The following is a 21,857-nucleotide window of genomic DNA, read 5'->3' as shown; positions in this document are numbered from 1 at the left end:
GCCGCTGACCAAGATGAACCCGAAGCAGGCCGAGTACCTGGGCCTGCCCGCCGAGGGGCCGTTCAAGCCCGATCACTACCGCTACTGAACGCGGAAACGAACGCGGGTCGGGCGGTCCTTCGGGACCGCCCGGACCGTCAGGGCCGGGTCGCGGTGCGGGCTGTGCGACCCGGCCTTGCTTTTTTCACAACTGAAACTATCGCGAAAAAAAACGAATAGGCGCGAACGCACCGCGGTGGTAGGCTCGCACTCATGCGGGCACGCGGTGGCGATACGGCCCATGCGGAGGGCCGGCACGAGCGCATCCTTGAACTGGTGCGCCGGCAGGGTTTTGTCTCCATCGAGGCGCTGGCCCGGCACTTTTCCGTGACGCCGCAAACGGTCCGGCGCGACATCAACCAGCTTTGCGAGCTTGGTGTGCTGCGCCGCTATCATGGCGGGGCCGGCCTGCCGTCCAGCGTGCAGAACCTGGCCTACCGCGAGCGGCAGGGCCTTTGGCACCAGGAGAAGCAGGCCATCGGGCAATTGGCGGCCTCGCTGATCCCCGACGACGCATCGCTTTTCATCAACATCGGCACGACGACGGAAGAGGTGGCGAAGGCGCTGATGGACCATCGTGGCCTTCGCGTCATCACCAACAACCTGCATGTCGCCGCGACGATGTCGCCTAACCCGGATTTCGAGGTGATCCTGGCCGGTGGCGTGGTGCGCGCGCGCGACGGTGGCATCGTCGGCGAGGCCACGCTGGACCTGATTCGGCAGTTCAAGGTGGACTTCGGCATCATCGGCATTTCCGGCATCGACGCCGACGGGTCGCTGCTCGACTTCGACTATCGCGAGGTCCGGGTGGCGCAGGCCATCATCTCCAATTCGCGGCGCGTGCTGCTGGTCGCCGATCACACCAAGTTCGGCCGCGACGCCATGGTTCGGCTGGGCCGAATGGCGCAGGTGGACGACCTCTTGACCGACCATGAGCCGCCCGCCGACATGGCGGAGATGCTGCGCGAGGCGGGAGTTCGCATCCACGTCGCCGGCATGTCGCTGGCGATGCCCGACGAGCCGGCCGAACCGGCGGCCGCGACGGACCCGTAGATTTTCGTATGCACAAATCCGTGCGCGCGTTGTTTTCGGATATGAAAACGATCTGTCCTGTTGTATCGTCCAGGTAACGGTTCCTTCTCGAACCTGATTTCGGTCGGCAAGGGCGTGTAACGTGCAGCACGGCGAGCAATCCCTGGAGAAACCGTTCGATCTGGCCATCATCGGTGGGGGCATCAACGGCGCGGGTATCGCCCGCGACGCCGCGGGCCGCGGCATGTCGGTCCTTCTGTGCGAGCAGGGCGATCTGGCACAGGCAACCTCGGCGGCCAGCACGAAGCTGATCCACGGCGGCCTGCGTTATCTGGAGTACATGGAATTCCGCCTGGTGCGCGAGGCGCTGATCGAGCGGGAGGTGCTGCTGGAGCTGGCGCCGCACATCATCTGGCCGCTGACCTTCGTCCTGCCGCACGCGAAGGAGATGCGCCCGGCCTGGATGGTGCGGCTGGGGCTGTTCCTTTACGACCATCTGGGGGGGCGCAAGCGGCTGCCCGGCTCGCGATCCCTGGACCTGCGCCGCGACCGCGTGGGGGCGCCGCTGAAGGACGATTACCGGAAAGGGTTTTCCTATTCCGATTGCTGGGTGGAGGACAGCCGGCTCGTTGTCCTGAACGCGCTGGACGCGGCCGAGCGCGGGGCCGAGGTCCTGACCGGCACGCGCTGCACGCAGGCCCGGCGTACCGACAACGGCCTGTGGGAGGTGCGGACCGAGCCGGTGGACGGCTCCGTCCATCCGCGCGTTATCAGGGCGCGCGCACTGGTGAACGCGGCCGGCCCCTGGGTCACCGATGTCCTGCGGGACGTGGCGGGATTAAACAGGCCGGCGGGCCTGCGCCTCGTCAAGGGCAGCCACATGGTGGTGCCCCGGCTGTACGAGGGCGACCAAGCCTATATCCTGCAGAACGACGACCGCCGCATTGTCTTCGCCATTCCCTACGAGCGGCAGTTCACCCTGTTGGGGACGACGGACAAGCCGTGGAACGACGATGCCGCCGACGTCGCCATCGACGATGAAGAGCGCGCCTACATCTGCCGGGCCGTGAACCGCTACTTCAAGGCGCAGGTGCGCCCCGAGGACGCGGTGTGGAGCTATTCCGGCGTGCGCCCGCTCTACGACGACGCCAACGAGAACGTCTCGGCGGTAACGCGGGACTACGTCTTCGATATCGACGGCGGCGAGGCCGAGGGCACGCCGCCCCTCCTGTCGGTTTTCGGCGGCAAGATCACGACCTACCGCCGGCTGGCCGAGCACGCGATGGAGAAACTGCTGCCGCTGATGGGGCAGGAGGGCGAGAACCGGCATGCGCCACGGCGCTGGACGGCCACCGCCCCGTTGCCGGGCGGTGACATGCCGGGTGGCGATTTCGAGGATTTCCTGGCAAAACTGCGTAGTCAGCGGCCATGGTTGCCCCCGGAGCTTGCGTACCGTTACGCGCGGGCCTATGGCACCCGTGTCAACGGGCTGCTCGGCGATGCGGGCGGATTGGGCGAGCTTGGCACGGATTTCGGCGGCGGACTGTATCAGGCCGAGGTCGATTATCTGGTCCGGCAGGAGTTCGCACGCACGGCGGAGGACGTGCTGTGGCGGCGCTCCAAGCTGGGCCTGCATGTCCCGCGCGACACGGAGGATCGGTTGCGCGAGTATCTTGGCGGTACGACACGCGCGGACGACGAGGGCATGGCGGCGAAATGAGCCTGGCGCTGGAAAATGTCGGGAAGACGGTCGGGCACGAGACGCATATCGCCGATATCGACCTGACGATGGAGCCCGGCCGTTTCTACGTGCTGCTGGGGCCGACGCTGGCGGGCAAGACGACGCTGATGCGGCTGATGGCCGGCCTGGACCGGCCGACGAGCGGACGTGTCCTGGTGGACGGGGGAGACGTCACCGGCACGCCTGTGCGCAAGCGCAACGTCGCGATGGTCTACCAGCAGTTCATCAACTACCCGTCGTTCACGGTCTACGACAACATCGCCTCTCCGCTGCGCCGGGCCGGGCTGTCCCGCGACGAGGTGGACAGGCGCGTCCGGGAATCGGCGGAAACCCTGAAGCTTGGCAACCTGCTTGATCGCCTGCCGGGCGAACTGTCCGGCGGCCAGCAGCAGCGCACCGCGCTGGCCCGCGCGCTGGTGAAGGACGCCGGCCTGCTTCTTCTGGACGAACCGCTGGTGAACCTGGACTACAAGCTGCGGGAGGAACTGCGGGTCGAGCTGCGGCAGATCTTCAGCCGGCGCAGCGCCGTCGTCGTCTACGCCACGACCGAACCGAGCGAGGCGCTGATCATGGGCGGCGACACCGTCGTCCTGAGCGAGGGACGGCTCCTGCAGCACGGCGCCACGCACGACGTCTACCATCACCCCGCATCGATGCAGGTCGGGCGTAGCTTCTCGGACCCGCCAATGAACTTCATCCCCGGCGAGGTCGTGGGCGGCGAGGCGTGGCTTGGCGGCGGCCGTATTCGCCTGCCGCTTTCCGGGCACCTCGCGGAGATCGCGCCGGGCCGCTACAGCTTCGGCGTGCGCGCCAATCACCTCGGCGTCGTGCGGAACCGGCAGGACGACATCGCCTTCGCCGCCAGCGTCGAGCTGTCGGAAATCTCCGGCTCGGAAACCTTCGTGCACGTCGATGTCGACGGCACCGCCTGGGTGGTGCAGGAAGAGGGCGTGCATTCGCTGGGCCTGGGCGAGAATATCGAGGTCTTCGTCAATCCGCGCAACGTCTATGCCTTTGATGCCAATGGCTGGCTGGTCGCCTCGCCGCCGCGTCCCGGCGCGCGCGAGGCGGCGGAGTAGGGGGCGGCGATGGCGCGAATCGAACTGGACCGGGTGGCCCACAGCTATATGGACACGCCGCGCGGCGAGGCGGACTGGGCGCTGCGCCGTCTGGAGCATGTCTGGGAAGACGGCGGGGCCTATGCGCTTCTTGGGCCGTCGGGCTGCGGCAAGACCACGCTCCTGAACGTCATCTCCGGGCTGTTGCAGCCGACGGAGGGGCGCATCCTTTATGACGGCCAGGACGTGACCGCCCTGGCGCCGCAGCAGCGCAACATCGCGCAGGTGTTCCAGTTCCCGGTCATCTACGACACCATGACGGTGGCGGAGAACCTGGCCTTTCCCCTGCGCAACCGGAAGTTCGACCGCGACTACGTCGCCCGCCGCGTGCGCGAGGTGGCGGAAATGCTCGACCTCGCGGGTGACCTCGACCGCCGGGCCGAGCGCCTGGGCGCGGACGCCAAGCAGAAGATCTCGCTGGGCCGTGGCCTCGTCCGCCCGAACGTCGCGGCGATCCTGTTCGACGAGCCGCTGACCGTGATCGATCCGCAGCTCAAGTGGCATCTGCGCCGCAAGCTGAAACAAATCCACGAGGCCTCCAACATCACCCTGGTCTATGTGACCCACGACCAGAACGAGGCGCTCACCTTCGCCGAGAAGGTCGTGGTGATGTACGAGGGGCAGGTGGTGCAGATCGGCACGCCGCAGGAACTGTTCGAGGCGCCGGGACATACCTTCGTCGGCTATTTCATCGGCTCGCCCGGCATGAATCTGCTGCCCTGCACGCTGGACGGCGGCGAGGCGGTGGTGGAGGGCGGCGGGCGGATCGCGCTGCCTGAAGACGTCGTCGCCCGCGCGGCCGGGACGAACGCGGCGTTGGAGCTGGGTATCCGGCCCGAGTTCCTGCGCTTCGACCCGCGCGGGCGCGAGGGACTGCCCGTGCTTGTGCAGGCGGTCGAGGACCTGGGCAACTACAAGATCCTCAGCCTGCGCCTGGGCGAACGGACGATGAAGGCGAAGGTCGCGGAGGACAGCGAGCCGCCGGGGGAGGCGGGCTCGCTCGTGTTCCCGGCGGAATGGACGAAGCTTTACGCCGGTGGGCATCTGGTGGGCTGACGGGAGGGCGCGGCACGATGGAGAAGTGGCCCGACAACAAGGCCTGGTTCCTGGTCCTGCCGGTGGTAGTGCTGGTGTGCTTTTCCGCCATCATCCCGCTGATGACGGTGGTGAACTACTCGGTGCAGGACATCCTGCAGCCGGGCATGGGCTTCTTCGTCGGCACCGAGTGGTTCGAAAGGATACTGCACGACGAGCGCCTGCACGGCGCGCTGCAACGGCAGGTGCTGTTCTCGCTCACCGTGCTGTTGATCGAGATGCCGCTGGGCATCGCCATCGCGCTTGCGCTGCCGACGCGCGGGTGGGGCGTGTCGGCGTGTCTGGTGCTGCTGGCGCTGCCGCTTCTCATCCCCTGGAACGTGGTCGGGACGATCTGGCAGATCTTCGCGCGCGGGGATATCGGGCTGGGCGGCGCGGCGGTGAAAGCGCTGGGCCTGAACTACAACTACACCGCCAGCGCGACCGACGCCTGGATCACCGTGGTCATCATGGAGGTCTGGCACTGGACGCCGCTGGTGGCGCTCCTGGCCTATGCCGGGCTGCGGGCGATCCCCGACGCGTTCTATCAAGCGGCGCGCATCGACGGCGCCTCCGCCTGGGCGGTGTTCCGCTATATCCAGCTTCCCAAGATGCGCGGCGTGCTGACCATCGCGCTGCTGCTGCGCTTCATGGACAGCTTCATGATTTACACGGAGCCCTTTGTGCTGACCGGCGGCGGGCCCGGCAACGCCACCACCTTCCTGTCGCAGTTCCTGACGCGCCTCGCCGTGGGACAGTTCGACCTGGGACCGGCGGCGGCGTTCTCGATCGTCTATTTCCTGATCATCCTGGTGTTCTCCTGGGTCTTCTATCAGGCGCTGGAAGGCATGGGGAAAGGAGCGTCGAAATGAAGGTGAGAAAGCGCACCTTGGCGCTCGGCCTCTACTTCGTTTTCCTGCTGCTGCCGCTCTACTGGCTGGTCAACATGTCGTTGAAGCCGAACGAGGAGATCCTGGGCGAGCTGACGCTGCTGCCGCAGAACGTGACGTTCGAGAACTACGTGACGATCTTCACCAATGCGGACTGGTACACGGGGTATCTTAACTCCATCACCTACGTCTCGCTGAACACCATCATCTCGCTGGCGGTGGCGCTGCCGGCGGCCTACGCCTTCTCACGGTACAGCTTCGTCGGCGACAAGCACTTCTTCTTCTGGCTGCTGACCAACCGGATGGCGCCGCCGGCGGTGTTCCTGCTGCCGTTTTTCCAGCTTTACTCCACCTTCGGGCTGATCGACACGCACATCGCCGTCGCGCTGGCGCACTGCCTGTTCAACGTGCCGCTGGCGGTGTGGATCCTGGAGGGCTTCATGCGCGGCGTCCCGCGGGAAATCGACGAAACCGCCTATATCGACGGCTATTCCTTCCCGCTGTTCTTCGCGACGGTGTTCTTGCCGCTGATCCGGGCCGGTATCGGCGTGACGGCGTTCTTCTGCTTCATGTTCTCGTGGGTGGAACTGCTGCTGGCGCGCACGCTGACGACGGTGGAGGCGAAGCCTATCGCGGCGACGATGACGCGCACCGTCTCGGCCGCCGGCATCGACTGGGGGCTGCTGGCGGCGGCGGGCGTGCTGACCATCGTGCCGGGTGCGCTCGTGATCTGGTTCGTGCGCAACTACATGGCCAAGGGCTTCGCCCTGGGCCGCGTCTAGGGAGGCCGCTGGCATGGATCTGACCTGGATGGCCTGGACGCTGCCGACGGCGGTGTTCTTCATCACCATCGCGACGCTGCTGGCCGGGATGACCGTCTGGGACCTGGCGCAGCCCTCGGTCGCGCGCAAGGGCTTCCTGCCGATCGCCACGACGCGGGGCGACCGCTTCTTCATCGGGCTGCTGTCGGGGGCCTGGCTGCATCTGGCGTGGCTGGGCCTGACCGATCTGCCGCTGTGGTACCCGCTGGCCGCTCTCGTCGTGTGGATGATTGTTCTTCTGCGCTGGGGCTGAGATCGCTTCCGGCGCGTTCAAAGGGTGTCCGGGTTCGATCCAAGGACACTCCAAGAACCGACGACCTATCGCTGTAAATGGGGAGGTCTCGATATGACAGCGAAACCAAGGGACTGGCGGACGCGTAGCCGGCTTCTCGCCGCCGCCGGCGTGCTTACGGTCGCGGCGGTGTATGCCGGGACGGCGGCCGCGCAAAGCTTCGACGAGCGGATGGCCACCGCCGAGAAATGGGTGGACCAGGAATTCCAGCCTTCGACGCTCTCCAAGGAAGAGCAGATGAAGGAGATGGAGTGGTTCATCAAGGCGGCGGAGCCTTTCCGCGGTATGGAGATCAACGTCGTCTCCGAAACCATCACCACCCACGCCTATGAATCAGAGACGCTGGCGAAGGCGTTCACCGAGATCACCGGGATCACGATCAACCACGACCTGATCCAGGAAGGCGACGTCATCGAGAAGCTGCAAACGCAGATGCAGTCGGGGCGCAACGTCTACGACGCCTACGTCAACGACAGCGATCTGATCGGCACGCACTTCCGCTATGGCCAGGTGGTGCCGCTCAGCGACTGGATGACGGGTGCGGGCAAGGACGTCACGCTGCCCACGCTCGACGTCGACGACTTCATGGGCAAGTCGTTCACCACCGCCCCGGACGGCAAGCTCTACCAGCTTCCCGACCAGCAGTTCGCGAACCTGTACTGGTTCCGCTACGACTGGTTCCAGCGCGAGGATCTGCAGAACCAGTTCAAGGAAATCTACGGCTACGACCTGGGCGTGCCGGTCAACTGGTCGGCCTATCAGGACATCGCCGAGTTCTTCAGCGAGCACGTGAAGGAAATCGACGGCCAGCGGGTCTATGGCCACATGGACTATGGCAAGAAGGACCCGTCGCTGGGCTGGCGCTTCACCGACGCCTGGCTGTCGATGGCCGGGGCCGGCGACAAGGGCATCCCGAACGGCCTGCCGGTGGACGAGTGGGGCATCCGTGTCAACGACTGCCACCCGGTGGGCTCCAACGTTACGCGCGGCGGCGCCACGAACGGCCCGGCGGCGGTCTACGCGCTGTCGAAGTACATCGACTGGCTGGACAAGTACGCCCCGCCGGAAGCTTCGGGCATGACCTTTTCCGAGGCCGGGCCGGTGCCGGCGCAGGGGAACATCGCCCAGCAGATCTTCTGGTACACCGCCTTCACCGCCGACATGGCGAAGGAAGGCACGCCCGTCGTCGACGAGGACGGCAATCCGAAGTGGCGCATGGCACCCTCGCCGCACGGCCCGTACTGGGAAGAGGGCATGAAGCTGGGCTATCAGGACGCCGGCTCCTGGACGCTCCTGAAGTCGACGCCGGAGGAGCGGCGCAAGGCGGCCTGGCTCTATGCGCAGTTTACCGTCGCCAAGACGGTGTCGCTGAAGAAGACGCACGTCGGCCTGACGCCGATCCGCGACAGCGACATCCGGCATGAGTCCTTCACCGAGCGCGCGCCGAAGCTGGGCGGCCTGGTGGAGTTCTACCGCTCGCCCGCGCGGGTGCAGTGGACGCCCACCGGCACCAACGTCCCCGACTATCCGAAGCTGGCGCAGCTCTGGTGGCAGAACGTCGCCGAGGCGGTAACCGGCGAGAAGACGCCGCAGGAGGCAATGGACGGCCTGGCCGAACAGCAGGACCGCGTCCTGATGCGCCTGGAGCGTGCCGGCGTGCAGCCGACATGCGGGCCGAAGCTGAACGAGGAGATGTCCCGCGAGCATTGGCTGAACCAGCCCGGCGCGCCGAAGCCGAAGTTGGACAACGAGAAGCCGCAGGGCATGACGGTCAAGTACGACGACCTAATCGCAAGCTGGGAAGAGGGGCAGGAGTAGGCGCCTTCCCGAACCGGGCGGAGGAGGCGGGCAACCGCCTCCTCCTCTCGTTGTTGAGCCGGGTGCCGGGCCTATATAACCGTCAGCATCGAGGCCACCAGCGGATGGCGGACGATGTCGCTGTCGTCCAGACGGACGGCGGCGACGTCTTCCAGCGTTCCCAGCCGCGTGGCGATGTCGGCCAGCCCGGACATGCCGGGTAGCAGGTCGCTCTGGTCCGGGTCGCCGGTCAACACCATCGTCGAGTGCCAGCCGAGACGCGTCAGCAGCATCTTGATCTGGCCGTAGGTGCAGTTCTGGGCCTCGTCGATCACCACGAACGCGTTGTTGAGCGTGCGTCCGCGCATGAAGGCGACCGGCGCGATTTCGATGGAGCCGTCGGCCAGCAGGTGCTTGACCTGCTTGCCGCCCAGCCGGTCGCTCAGCGCGTCGTAGAGCGGGCGTAGATAGGGCGCCAGCTTGCTCTCCACGCCGCCGGGCAGGAAGCCCAGGGTTTCCCCCGCTTCCACTGCCGGGCGGGTGAGGACGATGCGCTCGACGTGGCCGGCGGCCAGGGCCTCGACCGCCTTGGCGATGGCGATATAGGTCTTGCCAGTCCCCGCCGGGCCCAGCGCCAGAATGCAGTTGGATCGCTCGATGGCGTCGAACAGCTTCTCCTGGCCCGCGCTCATCGGCCTGATCTTGCGGCGATAGCGCTTGTCGCGGGCGGTCTCGTCACCGTCCAGCGGATGCCATTCCGCCTCCCGGGGATAGAGCGCGCGGACCTTGCAGTTGTCGGCGGCACGACGCTGACGCTTGCCCATAATGGACTCCCTGGTTGTGTGCGGAAATTTGGAAACGGACGCGGCGCGGCGCGGGGTGCAATCGCATGAAAAGCGGCGAAGACGTTGCCGTATCCGCGGGCGCGGCGCGGACGGAGGTCGAAACGGGAATGGTGCGTGCGCGGCAGAGGATCCTCCCAGCACGTCACGGTGGATCGCCTCATATCGAAAGGATAGCGCGAGTCGGGCCCTTCTGTCTCATCATTCCTGGCGTCTTCAAGGAAGTTTCACACAAGATGTTGGTCTTATGCGGGGGCATGTGTCTGTAAGTTCGCCTGACGCGGCGTTCCAGCCGAAAGCGGACCCCCGCGCCTTCATGCTGCGGCGCAATGTCTCCTTGCCATGTTAGCCGATGTGGCCAATCTTCGTGGCGTCCGCTCAGCTTTCCGCGACACGAGGGGAAACCGACCGATGGTCGACGAAAGAGACATCCGGGCCTATGCCCGCGGATTCCATGCCCGCTTTCACGAGTTCGCCGTTCCTTACGCAAGGAAGTACGCACAAAAGCTGCAAAATTGCGGAGACACCGAGGGCGCGGAGGTCTGGCTCCGGGTCGCCGGCATGATCGAGAACGGCGACACAATGGACGCGGCGGCATAGCGGGAAACCCGTTTTTTCGCCGGAATGAAAGGGCGGCGGCCATGCGGTCGCCGCTTTCTTTTTGCCCGCGAGGCTGAACCGCATCGGGGCCGGAAACGTTGCATAGCTGCATGCTGCGTCGCAGCATGAGCTCTATGCCAACGACAGGAGTCTGGCGGCTCGACCCATGATCGATCTGACAGGTAAGCGGGGCCTTGTCCTCGGCATCGCCAACGAGAAATCCATCGCCTATGGCTGCGCCCGGCAGTTCCCGCGTGCCGGGGCGGAGTTGGCCATCACCTACCTGAACGACAAGGCGAAGCCGCACGTGGAGCCCCTGGCCCGAGAGTTGGCGGCACCCATCCTTGTCCCTTGCGACGTGCGCGAGGCGGGCCAGCTCGAAACCGTCTTCGAGGAGATCCAGCGCACCTGGGGCCGGCTCGATTTCGTGCTGCATTCGATCGCCTACGCACCGAAGGAAGACCTGTGGGCGCGGGCGATCGACTGTTCCAGGGACGGCTTCCTGATGGCGATGGACGTCTCCTGTCACTCGTTCATCAGGGTGGCGCGTCTGGCGGAACCGCTCATGCGCGAGGGCGGCTGTCTGCTGACGGTCACCTTCTACGGCTCGGAGCGGGTGGTAGAGGAGTATAACCTGATGGGGCCGGTGAAGGCCGCGCTGGAAAGCTCGGTGCGCTACATGGCGGCAGAGCTTGGGCGCAAGCGGATCCGTGTTCACGCTCTCTCGCCCGGCCCGCTGCAGACGCGCGCGGCGTCGGGAATCCAGCGTTTCGACCAGTTGATGGAGCGCGCCCGCAAGCGCGCGCCGCAGCACCACCTTGTCAGCATCGACGATGTTGGCGCGCTGGCCGCCTTCCTGACCAGCGACCAGGCGAAAAGCCTGACCGGGAACATTGAATATATCGACGCCGGCATGCACATCGTGGAGTAGCCACTCAGGGCCGGAGCCCGCGCATGAACGAGATTATCGAGAACCGCACCTTCGACGAGATCCAGCCCGGCGACAGTGCCAGCCTGGTGCGCCAGCTTTCAGAGCGCGACATTCAGCTTTTCGCCGTGATGTCCGGCGACGTGAACCCCGCGCACGTGGACCGGGAGTTCGCCCGCGACGACCAGTTCCACCAGATTATCGGGCACGGCATGTGGGCCGGCGCCTTGATCTCCACCGTCTTGGGTACGCAGCTTCCCGGCCCCGGCACGATCTATCTGGACCAGTCGCTGCACTTCGAGAATCCCGTGCGCCTGGGCGACACGCTCACCGTCACCGTGACGGCTCGGGAGAAGGACGCGGAGCAATCCCGCATTGTCTTCGACTGCACCTGCACGCGCCAGGACGGCGAGCGCGCCGTCACCGGTACGGCGGAGGTTCTGGCGCCCGCCAACAAGATCCGCCGGCCCCGCGTCACCCTGCCCGAGGTCGAGATGCACGACCGGGGCGCGAAGCTGCGCCGGCTGATCGACGAGGCCAAGGCGTTCGAGCCCCTGGGGATGGCGGTGGTGCATCCGGTCGATACGGCCTCTCTCCTGGGCGCCGTCCGGGCCGCCGAGGCGGGGTTGATCGATCCGGTCCTGGTCGGTCCCCGCGCCAAAATCGAGCAGGCAGCGGAGACGGCCAAGCTGGATATCTCCCGCTACCGCCTGGAGGCGACGGAGCACAGCCACGCCGCCGCCGCCCGCGCGGTGGAGCTGGTCGGCGCGGGGGAGGCCGCGGCGCTGATGAAGGGCAAGCTGCATACCGACGAACTCATGCATGCCGTGGTGAGCGAGGGCAGCGGCCTGCGAACGGAACGCCGGGTCAGCCACGCCTTCGTCATGGACGTGCCCGACTACGAGCGCCTGTTGCTGATCACCGACGCGGCTATCAATATCGCGCCGGACCTGGAGGCGAAGGCCGACATCATCCAGAACGCCATCGACCTCGCCCGCGCGCTGGGCTTCGACAAGCCGCGCGTCGCCATCCTTTCCGCCGTGGAGACGGTGTCGGCGAAGCTGGCCTCCACCATCGACGCGGCGGCACTGTGCAAGATGGCGGATCGCGGTCAGATCACCGGCGGCATCCTGGACGGCCCGCTGGCATTCGACAACGCGGTCAGCGTCGAGGCGGCGAAAGTCAAGGGTATCGTCTCCCCCGTCGCCGGCCACGCGGATATCCTGGTCTGCCCGGACCTGGAGGCTGGCAACATGCTGGCCAAGCAGCTCGAGTACATGGGCGACGCGCAGGCGGCGGGTCTGGTGCTGGGCGCGCGGGTGCCAATCGCCCTGACCAGCCGGGCGGACGACGAACTGTCGCGTATGGCGTCCTGCGCGCTGGCCTTGCGCATGTACCACTGGCAGCGCGGCCGTGAGGCGAAGCGGAGCGCGGCATGAGCGGCGACGGCCTGCTTGTCCTGAATGCAGGCTCCTCCAGCATCAAGTTCTCGCTCTATGCCGAAAATGGAGAGGCGCCGCGCCTGCTCTATCGCGGCCAGGTCGCCGACATCGGCGATTCGCCGTCGTTCGCGGCAAGGGATGGCGAAGGAGCCGAGGTCGATGCCAGCGTCCTGCGCGGGGACGAGGCCGACCACGAAGCGGTGCTGGACCGTCTGCTCGGCTGGATCGAGGGGAATGCCGGGGGGCTTAATCTGCGCGCCGCCGGGCACCGCGTGGTACATGGGGGGCCGAAATATACCTCCGCCATCCGCCTGGACGACGGCATCATCGAGGAACTGCGCGAGCTGATCCCGCTGGCGCCGCTGCATCAGCCGCACAACCTGGCACCCATCGACGCGCTGCGCCGGCTTTATCCCGACCTGCCGCAGGTAGCCTGCTTCGACACCGCCTTTCACCGCACGCAGCCGCGCATGGCCCAGCTTTTCGCCCTGCCGCGCGAACTGACGGAGGAAGGCGTCACGCGCTATGGCTTCCACGGGCTGTCCTACGAGTACATCGCGGACGTGCTGCCGGAATTCGCCGGGAAACGGGCGCACGGACGCACCGTTGTCGCCCACCTGGGCCACGGCGCCAGCATGTGCGCGATGATGGGCCGCAAGAGCGTCGCAACGACGATGGGCTTTACCGCGCTGGAAGGGCTGCCGATGGGCCAGCGGCCCGGTTCGCTCGACCCCGGCGTCGTGCTTTACCTGTTGCAGCAGAAGGGGATGACGCCGGACGAGGTGGCCGACCTGCTCTATCACCGCTGCGGCTTGAAAGGTGTCTCCGGCATTTCCGACGATATGCAGGACCTTCTGGCGAGTTCCGCCCGCGAGGCGCAGGACGCCATCGCCCTGTTCTGCTACCGCGCGGGGCGGGAGCTTGGCTCGCTGGCGGCCACGCTGGGCGGTCTCGACGTGCTGGTGTTCACCGCCGGCATCGGCGAGAACGCGGCCGAGATTCGCCGGCGCATCTGCCTCTATGCCCGTTGGCTCGGCGTCGAGCTGGACAGCGAAGCCAACGCGGAAGGTCGAAACTGTATCTCCCGGCCCGAAAGCCGCGTCGCGGTGTATGTCATCCCCACGGACGAAGAGCGCGTGATTGCGGGCTACGCACGCCGGTTGGGATAGGCGGCGGGCAGCTTCACTTTGCCGCCCGCGCCCCCGCAGGCGGTATTGGCCGGCTGGATCGACGCCCCCTTTCCGTAGCAGGCGTATCAAATTACATTGATCGTTTCCGGGGCCTTGGCTTTTCACGCCTTTCTGGCCAAGGTCACCAGGCGGTCGCACTGGAAGCAGGAACGAGAGCCATGCGTGCAGCGCTGGAAGAAGCCGCGGTCAAGCCGCGGATCGACTTGAGCGGTATCGCGCCGGAGCGTCTGGAGGAGATGGCCGAGGCCGGGCAGGAGGTCCTCAACGTTCACCGCGTGCTCGCCAAGACCGGCGACAATATCGTCGGCGAACTGCTGCGCGGGCAGGGGACGTTCTACGAGTGGGATCACTACCCCAAGGGCGACGTCTACGACCAGGAAACCCACAGCCAATACTATTATCATGCCCATTCCGCCGATCAGCGCTTCGAGGGCGAGCATGGGCACTTTCACACCTTCCTGCGACCAAAGGGCATGCCCGAGGGGGTGACTCCCGCCGAGGTGCCGGGCTACACCCCGCCCAAGGATCCGAACGATGCGCTGAGCCACATCATCGGTATCTCGATGGACAAGCACGGCCTGCCGTTCCGCCTGTTCACCGTGAACCGCTGGGTCACCGGCGAGGTCTGGTACAGCGCCGACGACGTGATCCGGATGCTGGACCATTTCGAGATCGACCACGCCCGTCCAAGCTGGGCGGTGAACCGCTGGATCAGCGCGATGGCGGTCCTCTTCCGCCCGCAGATCGAGGAGCTTATCCGCAAGCGTGACGTCACTGTCGGCGAATGGCAGGACAAGCACCCGGACCGCGATGTCTACGAGGACCGGGGCCTGGAAGTGACCTCATTCGTCGACGTCAGCATCGAAAACCAGGTGCAGGCGGTGATGGACGCTCTGGGCCGGGCGTAGATGCTGAACTGACAAGGTTCCGGCTTTTGCCGCCGCCGGGTCAGCCGGCGGCGGCGATGCCCGGGGGCGCACCATCCTCGTCGAGTGGCTCGCCCGGCGTCGGATGGGCCGGCAGGCCACGTTCCTTGCGCGGCGTGCGGCCAAAGAAGTCGCGATAGCACTTGGAGAAGTGGCTGGCCGAGACGAAGCCGCAGGCCAGTGCCACGTCGATCACCGACATGTTGGTCTGCAACAGCAACAGGCGCGCCTTGTTCAGCCGTAGCTCCAGGTAATAGCGGGCCGGCGAGCGGAAAAGGTACTTGCGGAACAGCCGCTCAAGCTGCCGGGTCGACAGGCCCGCCTTCCGGGCAAGCTGCGCGCGGGACAGCGGCTCTTCCAGGTGTTTTTCCATCAGCTCGATCACCGACAGCAGCTTGGGATGGCGCACCCCAAGGCGGGCGGGCAGGGAGATCCGCTGATGGTCGTGCTGGTCGCGGATACGCTCGTGCATGAACTGGTCGGCGACCTGGGCGGCCAACTCGTGGCCGTGCTGCATCGCCACCACGTTCAGCATCAAGTCGATGCCCGCCGTGCCACCGGCGCAGGTGAAGCGCTGGCGGTCAATCTCGAAAAGCTCCGTCGTGACCTCGATATCCGGGAAGTCCTCGGCGAAGCCGGCCAGCTGCTCCCAGTGGATGGTACAGTTGTAGCCGTCCAGCAGCCCGGCGCGCGCCAGGATGTAGCTGCCGGTGCAAAGCGCACCGATGTCCGCGCCCTTGCGGTCCATCCGGCGCAGCCAGGACAGGAGCGCCTTGTCGTTGACCTTGTGCACGTCCACGCCGGCGCAGATCGCCACCGTCGAAAGCTCGCTCGCCTTGTCCAGGTCGCCGTCGGTATTGAGCTCGAATCCGTTCGAGCCGCGCACCGGACCGCCATCCATCGAGAAGAGCAGCCAGCGGTAAAGCTCGCGGCCCGACAGGCGATTGGCCAGCCGCAGAGTCTCGATCGCGGGGATGAGCGCGATCATCGAGAATCCGGGGACGATGATGAAGCCGATCTTCTGCGGCAACTCGCGTGGTACGGACCCCAGCATATCCTTGTAAGCCCTTACGTGGACCGTTGATTCGCTCTTGCCGGGAAATTTGACATAGTTCGCCCCATGTCGCGATCTGAAATTTTCCTGACGGAGATTCGCTTGCCGGGTTTTGCGCCATCAAGTCCTTTCAGACAGCAGTAAGCGCCGCGCGCCGTCGTCTTCGCGTGCGGGCCGAGGGTCCGGGGGCCGGCCGGGGCCACAGTCGTTGATAAGGAGCGCGAACGGCGCCATGAAAGCTCGCTATTCAATCTTCTCGCTGGCGCGCAACGCCCTGAGTTCCCACGAGAACTGGCCGCAGGCCTGGCGCAGTCCCGAGCCCAAGAAGGAGTACGACGTCGTCATCGTCGGCGGCGGCGGCCACGGGCTGGTGACGGCGTACTACCTCGCCAAGGAGCACGGCATCACCAACGTCGCCGTGATCGAAAAGGGCTGGCTTGGCGGCGGCAATACCGGGCGCAATACGACGATCGTGCGCTCGAACTACATGTGGGACGAGAGCGCGGCGCTCTATGAGCATTCGTTGAAGCTGTGGGAGAACATGACGAAGGAGCTGAACTTCAACGTCATGTTCTCGCAGCGCGGGGTGCTGAACCTGGCGCACACGCTGAACGAGGTGCGGATCACCAAGCGGCGGATCCATGCCAACCGGCTGAATGGCATCGACAGCGAGTGGGTGGAGCCGGAGCAGGTCAAGGAGTGGGTGCCGATCATCGACCTGCGCGGCAACGGCCGCTATCCGGTGCTGGGCGGTTCGCTGCAGCGGCGCGGCGGCACCGCGCGCCACGACGCGGTGGCCTGGGGCTATGCCCGGGCGGCGGACGCGCTGGGTGTGGACATCATCCAGCAGTGCGCGGTCGAGGGCTTCGATATCGAGGACGGCCGCGTGACCGGCGTGCGCACCAGCAAGGGCGCCATCAAGGCGAAGAAGGTCGGTGTCGTCGTCGCCGGGCACGCTGGAGTGCTGGCCAACATGGCGGGCTTCAAGCTGCCCATCAACTCGCGCCCGTTGCAGGCGCTGGTGAGCGAGCCGGTGAAGCCCTGCGTCCACTGCGTGGTGATGGCCGGCGCCGTGCACGCCTACATCAGCCAGTCCGACAAGGGCGAGCTGGTGATCGGCGCGGGCACGGACGCTTACAACTCTTACGCCCAGTGGGGCAGCAACCCGGTGACCGAGGACACGCTGGCGGCGATCTGCGAGCTGTACCCATTGTTCCGGCGGATGCGGATGATGCGGCAGTGGGGCGGCGTGGTGGACACCTGCCCGGACGCCAGCCCGATCATCAGCACCACGCCGGTCAAGGGGCTGTACTTCAACTGCGGCTGGGGCACCGGCGGCTTCAAGGCGACGCCCGGCTCGGGCCATATCTTCGCCGACACCGTGGCCAACGACCGCCCGCACCCGATCGCGGAGCCGTTCTCGCTGGAGCGGTTCAAGACCGGCTTCCTGATCGACGAGCACGCCGCGGCGGGCGTGGCGCACTAACAAAGTTCAAGACGAGAGAGGCGGCGATGCTGCTGATACCCTGCCCCTATTGCGGCGAGCGTGCCGAGAACGAGTTCTCCTATGGCGGCGAGGCGCACAAGCCGCGCCCGGAGGTGCCGGAGGAGATCTCGGACGCCACCTGGGCCGACTATGTGTTCCTGCAGAAGAATACGAAGGGCACGTATTATGAGCGCTGGATCCACAGCCACGGCTGCCGGCGCTGGTTCAACCTGGTGCGCGATACCCTGACGCACGAGATTCATGGCGCCTACCGGATGGGCGAGGCGCCGCCCAAGGTGGACGAAAAGACCTACGTCTGAGGAGCGCCAGCAGGATGGCCCAGAGGTATCGCCTCGACAAGGGCGGCCGCATCGACCGCGACCGTCCCGTAGATTTCACTTTCAACGGCCGCGCCTACCAGGGCTACGCGGGGGACACGCTGGGCTCGGCCCTGCTGGCCAACGGCGTGCACCTGGTGGGACGCAGCTTCAAGTACCACCGCCCGCGCGGCATCTTCAGCGCCGGCGCCGAAGAGGCGAACGCCCTGGTGCAGGTTGGCGAGGGCGCGGCGACCCTGGCCGACCTGAAGGCGACGCAGGTGGAGCTGTACGAGGGGCTGAGCGCGCGCTCGGTCAACTGCTATCCCAGCCTCGACTTCGACATCGGCGAGGTGAACTCGCTGGCCTCGAAGCTGTTCCCGGCGGGCTTCTACTACAAGACCTTCATGTGGCCGCAGGCCGGCTGGCCGATGTACGAGCGCTTCATCCGCAAGGCCGCCGGCCTGGGCGAGGCGCCGCTGGAGCCGGACCCGGATTTCTACGACAAGCGCTATGCCCACGCCGACGTGCTGGTGGCCGGCGCCGGTCCCGCAGGTCTGGCGGCCGCGCTGGCGGCGGCGCGCTCTGGCGCGCGGGTGATCCTGGCGGATGAGCAGCACGAGCTTGGCGGCTCGCTGCTCTCCGGGCGCGACGAGGTGGACGGCAAGCCCGGCAGCGACTGGGCGGCGGAGGCCGAGCGCGAGCTGCGGGCGAACGAGAATGTCCGCATCCTGCCGCGCAGCGTCGTGTTCGGCTACTACGACCACAACTGGATCGACATCCTGGAGAACCTGAGCGACCACTTGGCGAACAAGCCGGCGGACGCGCCGCGCCAGCGCATGTGGAAGGTGCGCGCGAATCAGGTGGTGCTGGCCACCGGCGCCATCGAGCGGCCGCTGGTGTTCCGCGACAACGACCGGCCCGGCATCATGCTGGCCAGCGCGGCGCGGAGCTACGTCAACCGCTGGGCGGTCAGGCCGGGCGAGAGCGCGGTGCTGTTCACCAACAACGACGGCGCCTATGCCGCGGCCCTGGACATGAAGGCCGCCGGCATCAAGATTGCCGCCGCGGTGGACTTGCGTGCCGAGGCCGAGGGCGAGTTGACCCAGGCCGCGCGCGATGCCGGCATCGAGGTGCTGGCCGGCCACGGTATCGCCGCCACCGAGGGTCACAAGCGGGTGCGCCGCGTCAAGGTGGCGCCGCTGAGCGCCGACGGCCGCAGTCTGGCGGGCGAGGCGCGCACCCTGAACTGCGATCTGGTGGCGATGTCGGGCGGCTGGAACCCCACGGTGCACCTGCACAGCCAGTCGCGCGGCAAGCTGCGCTTCGATGCCGAGCTGGCGACCTTCGTGCCCGACCGCGCGGTGCAGGCCGAGCGCTCCGCCGGCGCCTGCAACGGCACCTTTGGCCTGGCGGACGTGCTGGGCGAGGGCTTTGCCGCTGGCGAGGCGGCGGCCGAGGCGGCGGGCTTCAGCGTGGAGAAGGCGCCGCGCCCGCAAGCCGGCAACGGCAAGTTCCTGCCGGCGCGCTGGCTGTGGCTGACGCCGTCGAGCAAGCCGGTCGGCCACGGCGGCAAGCACTTCGTCGACTTCCAGAACGACGTCACCGCCGCCGACCTGCAACTGGCGCTGCGCGAGGGCTATACCTCGGTCGAGCATGTCAAGCGCTATACCACGACCGGCATGGGCACCGACCAGGGCAAGACCTCCAACGTCAACGCGCTGGGCGTGGTGTCCGAGTTCCGCGGCGTGCCGATCGAGGAGCTGGGCGTCACCACCTTCCGGCCGCCCTACACGCCGGTGACCTTCGGCGCCTGGGGCGGGCGCGACGTCGGCGACCTGTTCGACCCGATCCGACGCACGCCGATGCATTCCTGGCACGCGCGCGCCGGCGCCGAGTTCGAGAACGTCGGTATGTGGAAACGGCCCTGGTACTACCCGAAAGCGGGTGAGGGCATGCACGAGGCGGTGCAGCGCGAGAGCAAGGCGGCGCGCGAATCGCTGGGCATCCTGGACGCGACCACGCTGGGCCGTATCGACATCCAGGGGCCGGATTCGGCGGAGTTCCTGAACCGCGTCTACACCAACGGCTGGAAGACGCTGAAGCCCGGCGCGATCCGCTACGGCCTGATGCTGGGCGAGGACGGCATGGTGATGGACGACGGCGTCACCGCGTGCCTGGGCGAGAACCACTACCTGATGCACACCACCAGCGGTGGCGCGGCCGAGGTGCTGGCCCACCTGGAGGAGTACCTGCAGACGGAGTGGCCGGAACTGCAGGTCTATCTGACGACGGTGACGGAGCAGTACGCGACGGCTGCCATCGCCGGGCCGAACGCGCGCAAGCTGTTGGCGGAACTGACCGACGACATCGACGTCGACCCGGATGCCTTCCCCTTCATGAGCTGGCGCGAGGGCACGGTGGCCGGCGTCTGGGCACGGGTGATGCGGATCTCATTCTCGGGCGACCTCAGCTTCGAGATCAACGTCGAGGCGCACAACGGCCTGCACCTGTGGCAGACCCTGATGAACGCCGGGGAGAAGTACAACATCACCCCCTACGGCACCGAGACGATGCACGTGCTGCGCGCTGAAAAGGGCTTCATCATCGTCGGCCAGGAGACCGACGGCACGGTGACGCCGGTCGACCTTGGCATGGAGAAGCTGTGCTCGACCAAGAAGGACTTCATCGGCAAGCGCTCGCTGTCGCGCCCGGACATGCAGGACCCGAACCGCAAGCAGTTCGTCGGCCTGCTGCCGGACGACCCGAACGAGGTGCTGGAAGAGGGCGCGCAGCTTGTCGAGACGGTGAAGTCGCAGCCGCCGATGGACATGGTGGGCCACGTCACCTCCAGCTACATGAGCCCGAATCTGGGCCGGGGCTTCGCGCTGGCCCTGGTCAAGGGCGGCCTGCACAAGCACGGGCAGAAGGTCTACGCCCCGATGCCCGGCAAGACCATCGCCTGTACCGTCACCAGTCCCGTGTTCTTCGATCCGGAAGGGGAGCGCCTCCGTGCCTGAGACAACATCCTATCGCCAGTCTCCGCTGGCGCCGCTGGGTTTGGCGGGGCAGGCGGCAAGTGGCCTGAACGGCGCCGGTATCGGCGTTGCCGAGCCCGATTTCCGTGTGCTGCTGGACCTGCGCGTCGAGCTGGACAAGCAGCCGGGCGCGCAGGACGCGGTCGAGAAGGTGCTGGGCCTGCGCCTGCCGGAAACCGCGAACACCGCCACCGGAAATGCCGAACGGCATGCCCTGTGGCTGGGGCCGAACGAGTGGCAGATCGTGATCCACGACAGCCGGCCCGAGGCCGGGCGCGAGTGGACGGCGAAGCTGCGCGAGGCCCTGCAGGGTATCTTCTGCGCTGTCGTCGACGTCTCCAACGCCCAAGCGATCCTGCGCGTCACCGGCCCTGCCGCGCGCGAGGTGCTGGAACGGGCGGTGCCGCTCGACATGCACGCCGGCAAGTTCCAGCCGGGCGAGGTGAAGCAGACCGTGTTTGGCCGCCACTGCGGCGTCACCCTGCATCTGCTCGATGATGCGCCGACTTTCGATATCTATTGCCGACGCAGCTTCGCCGAGTACGTCCACGCCTATTTAAAGGACTGCGCGCGCGGCGCATGCGAGGACTTCGCCGTCCTGGAGGGATAGCAGCGCCCCGCCGTCGCCAACGACAGGTGACCACACGGGCGGGGTCTGCTATACAGCCCGAATTGCACGGTCGGCCGGAGTCCTGCTAGATAGTCCCGGCCGGCTCCCTTCAGGCACAAGCCGTGCCGGGCCCGTAGTTCAGCGGTCAGAACCCGCCGCTCATAACGGCGTTGTCCCAGGTTCGAATCCTGGCGGGCCCACCATCCCTTTTTGGTCCTTTCTTTTTGTCGGGTCAGGCATAAGCTGGCCCATTCGAGGGCATAAAATGGCCCAGGTACGACCACTGACCAGCCACAACATCGTAGTTATCCGTGCCGGCAGACAGACCCATTGGATATGATCGGCGGACGGGCAGCTACGCCACCGGGATTCTTCAGCCGACGTTTCTGGGGATTATTACAGCTGCATCGAAGCGGGAAGCAGACCACTTACAACTTCGGCGACTTCAGACCCCGATACACCTGCTCTCGTGAGAGGTTCGAGTTAGACGGTAGGCCCGCGGTGAAAGCCCATAGTGCTGCCGGAACAGCGTGGCGAAGTGGGGCTCCGAGGCGAAGCCGCATTCGATGGCGATGTCGAGGATGCGGGCGTCGGAGTGCGCGATCAGGTTGCGTGCCACC

The 21,857-nt window shown here is 66.6% G+C and carries 21 protein-coding genes and 1 tRNA gene; 19 read left to right on the top strand and 3 right to left on the bottom strand.

The genetic code is table 11. The features are described from left to right. Positions 1-13 precede the first annotated feature (13 nt). The 9 genes from DRB17_RS21040 (at position 14) to DRB17_RS19020 (ending at position 8,825) form a co-directional block, all read left to right on the top strand. On the top strand, positions 14-88 hold the full coding sequence (locus DRB17_RS21040; protein WP_421779231.1) for an adenosylhomocysteinase: 75 nt from the start codon (positions 14-16) through the stop codon (positions 86-88). Between the two features lie 164 nt (positions 89-252). Next, entirely contained in the window at positions 253-1,092 is an 840-nt protein-coding gene (locus tag DRB17_RS19055) for a DeoR/GlpR family transcriptional regulator (protein WP_114583820.1), read from the top strand. 121 nt (positions 1,093-1,213) lie between these two features. Continuing rightward, positions 1,214-2,791, top strand: coding sequence for a glycerol-3-phosphate dehydrogenase (glpD, locus tag DRB17_RS19050; protein WP_241503902.1), 1,578 nt, complete (start codon positions 1,214-1,216; stop codon positions 2,789-2,791). Further along, complete coding sequence (locus DRB17_RS19045) at positions 2,788-3,891, top strand: ABC transporter ATP-binding protein (protein WP_114583819.1); 1,104 nt, start codon at positions 2,788-2,790, stop codon at positions 3,889-3,891. The genes glpD and DRB17_RS19045 overlap by 4 nt, the downstream gene beginning before the upstream one ends. 9 nt (positions 3,892-3,900) lie before the next feature. After that, positions 3,901-4,986, top strand: coding sequence for an ABC transporter ATP-binding protein (locus tag DRB17_RS19040; RefSeq protein WP_114583818.1), 1,086 nt, complete (start codon positions 3,901-3,903; stop codon positions 4,984-4,986). 17 nt (positions 4,987-5,003) lie between these two features. Further along, positions 5,004-5,876 (top strand): carbohydrate ABC transporter permease, encoded by an 873-nt coding sequence (locus DRB17_RS19035; protein ID WP_114583817.1) that lies wholly within the window; start codon positions 5,004-5,006, stop codon positions 5,874-5,876. Continuing rightward, positions 5,873-6,676, top strand: coding sequence for a carbohydrate ABC transporter permease (locus DRB17_RS19030; RefSeq protein WP_114583816.1), 804 nt, complete (start codon positions 5,873-5,875; stop codon positions 6,674-6,676). The genes DRB17_RS19035 and DRB17_RS19030 overlap by 4 nt, the downstream gene beginning before the upstream one ends. 13 nt (positions 6,677-6,689) lie before the next feature. Continuing rightward, entirely contained in the window at positions 6,690-6,968 is a 279-nt protein-coding gene (locus DRB17_RS19025) for a DUF2160 domain-containing protein (RefSeq protein WP_206607956.1), read from the top strand. Between the two features lie 93 nt (positions 6,969-7,061). Next, a complete protein-coding gene (locus tag DRB17_RS19020) occupies positions 7,062-8,825 on the top strand; it encodes an ABC transporter substrate-binding protein (RefSeq protein ID WP_193725756.1) in 1,764 nt (587 codons plus the stop codon). Between the two features lie 71 nt (positions 8,826-8,896). Here the strand turns inward: DRB17_RS19020 and DRB17_RS19015 are convergent, their stop codons facing one another. Further along, positions 8,897-9,628 carry a PhoH family protein gene (locus DRB17_RS19015; RefSeq protein ID WP_114583815.1) on the bottom strand — a complete coding sequence of 244 codons (732 nt, stop codon included), beginning with the start codon at positions 9,626-9,628 and terminating at the stop codon, positions 8,897-8,899. A gap of 429 nt (positions 9,629-10,057) precedes the next feature. Between DRB17_RS19015 and DRB17_RS19010 the strand changes: the two genes are divergently transcribed. The 5 genes from DRB17_RS19010 (at position 10,058) to DRB17_RS18990 (ending at position 14,714) form a co-directional block, all read left to right on the top strand. Beyond that, a complete protein-coding gene (locus DRB17_RS19010) occupies positions 10,058-10,246 on the top strand; it encodes a hypothetical protein (protein WP_114583814.1) in 189 nt (62 codons plus the stop codon). A gap of 166 nt (positions 10,247-10,412) precedes the next feature. Next, entirely contained in the window at positions 10,413-11,177 is a 765-nt protein-coding gene (gene fabI, locus DRB17_RS19005; protein ID WP_206607955.1) for an enoyl-ACP reductase FabI, read from the top strand. 23 nt (positions 11,178-11,200) lie between these two features. Beyond that, the gene (locus DRB17_RS19000) at positions 11,201-12,613 is read left to right on the top strand and encodes a bifunctional enoyl-CoA hydratase/phosphate acetyltransferase (protein ID WP_114583813.1); all 1,413 of its coding nucleotides are present in this window, start codon (positions 11,201-11,203) and stop codon (positions 12,611-12,613) included. Beyond that, positions 12,610-13,785, top strand: coding sequence for an acetate/propionate family kinase (locus DRB17_RS18995; RefSeq protein ID WP_114583812.1), 1,176 nt, complete (start codon positions 12,610-12,612; stop codon positions 13,783-13,785). Before DRB17_RS19000 ends, DRB17_RS18995 begins: the two co-directional genes overlap by 4 nt. Before the next feature lie 179 nt (positions 13,786-13,964). After that, entirely contained in the window at positions 13,965-14,714 is a 750-nt protein-coding gene (locus DRB17_RS18990) for a DUF6969 family protein (protein WP_241503901.1), read from the top strand. A gap of 40 nt (positions 14,715-14,754) precedes the next feature. Here the strand turns inward: DRB17_RS18990 and DRB17_RS18985 are convergent, their stop codons facing one another. Then, entirely contained in the window at positions 14,755-15,786 is a 1,032-nt protein-coding gene (locus DRB17_RS18985; RefSeq protein WP_114583811.1) for a GlxA family transcriptional regulator, read from the bottom strand. Between the two features lie 232 nt (positions 15,787-16,018). On the opposite strand from DRB17_RS18985, the gene DRB17_RS18980 reads away from it, so the two are divergent. From DRB17_RS18980 to DRB17_RS18960, 5 genes are all read left to right on the top strand, one after another. Next, positions 16,019-17,272: a sarcosine oxidase subunit beta family protein gene (locus DRB17_RS18980; RefSeq protein ID WP_114583810.1), complete on the top strand. Its 1,254-nt coding sequence runs from the start codon at positions 16,019-16,021 to the stop codon at positions 17,270-17,272. A 26-nt stretch (positions 17,273-17,298) separates the two neighbouring features. Then, on the top strand, positions 17,299-17,592 hold the full coding sequence (locus DRB17_RS18975; protein ID WP_114583809.1) for a sarcosine oxidase subunit delta: 294 nt from the start codon (positions 17,299-17,301) through the stop codon (positions 17,590-17,592). 14 nt (positions 17,593-17,606) lie between these two features. Beyond that, the gene (locus DRB17_RS18970; protein WP_114583808.1) at positions 17,607-20,609 is read left to right on the top strand and encodes a sarcosine oxidase subunit alpha family protein; all 3,003 of its coding nucleotides are present in this window, start codon (positions 17,607-17,609) and stop codon (positions 20,607-20,609) included. Further along, entirely contained in the window at positions 20,602-21,237 is a 636-nt protein-coding gene (locus DRB17_RS18965) for a sarcosine oxidase subunit gamma (RefSeq protein ID WP_161958898.1), read from the top strand. Before DRB17_RS18970 ends, DRB17_RS18965 begins: the two co-directional genes overlap by 8 nt. 127 nt (positions 21,238-21,364) lie before the next feature. After that, positions 21,365-21,440: transfer RNA gene (locus DRB17_RS18960), tRNA-Ile, on the top strand. A gap of 242 nt (positions 21,441-21,682) precedes the next feature. Here the strand turns inward: DRB17_RS18960 and DRB17_RS21035 are convergent. Continuing rightward, positions 21,683-21,856 (bottom strand): AraC family transcriptional regulator, encoded by a 174-nt coding sequence (locus DRB17_RS21035; protein ID WP_114583806.1) that lies wholly within the window; start codon positions 21,854-21,856, stop codon positions 21,683-21,685. Position 21,857 lies beyond the last annotated feature (1 nt).

The organism is Ferruginivarius sediminum (assembly GCF_003344765.1).
Classification (GTDB): Bacteria; Pseudomonadota; Alphaproteobacteria; order Kiloniellales; family Rhodovibrionaceae; genus Ferruginivarius; species Ferruginivarius sediminum.
The sequence above is the reverse complement of the archived record's forward strand: the minus strand, read 5'-3'. Positions and strand labels throughout refer to the sequence as shown.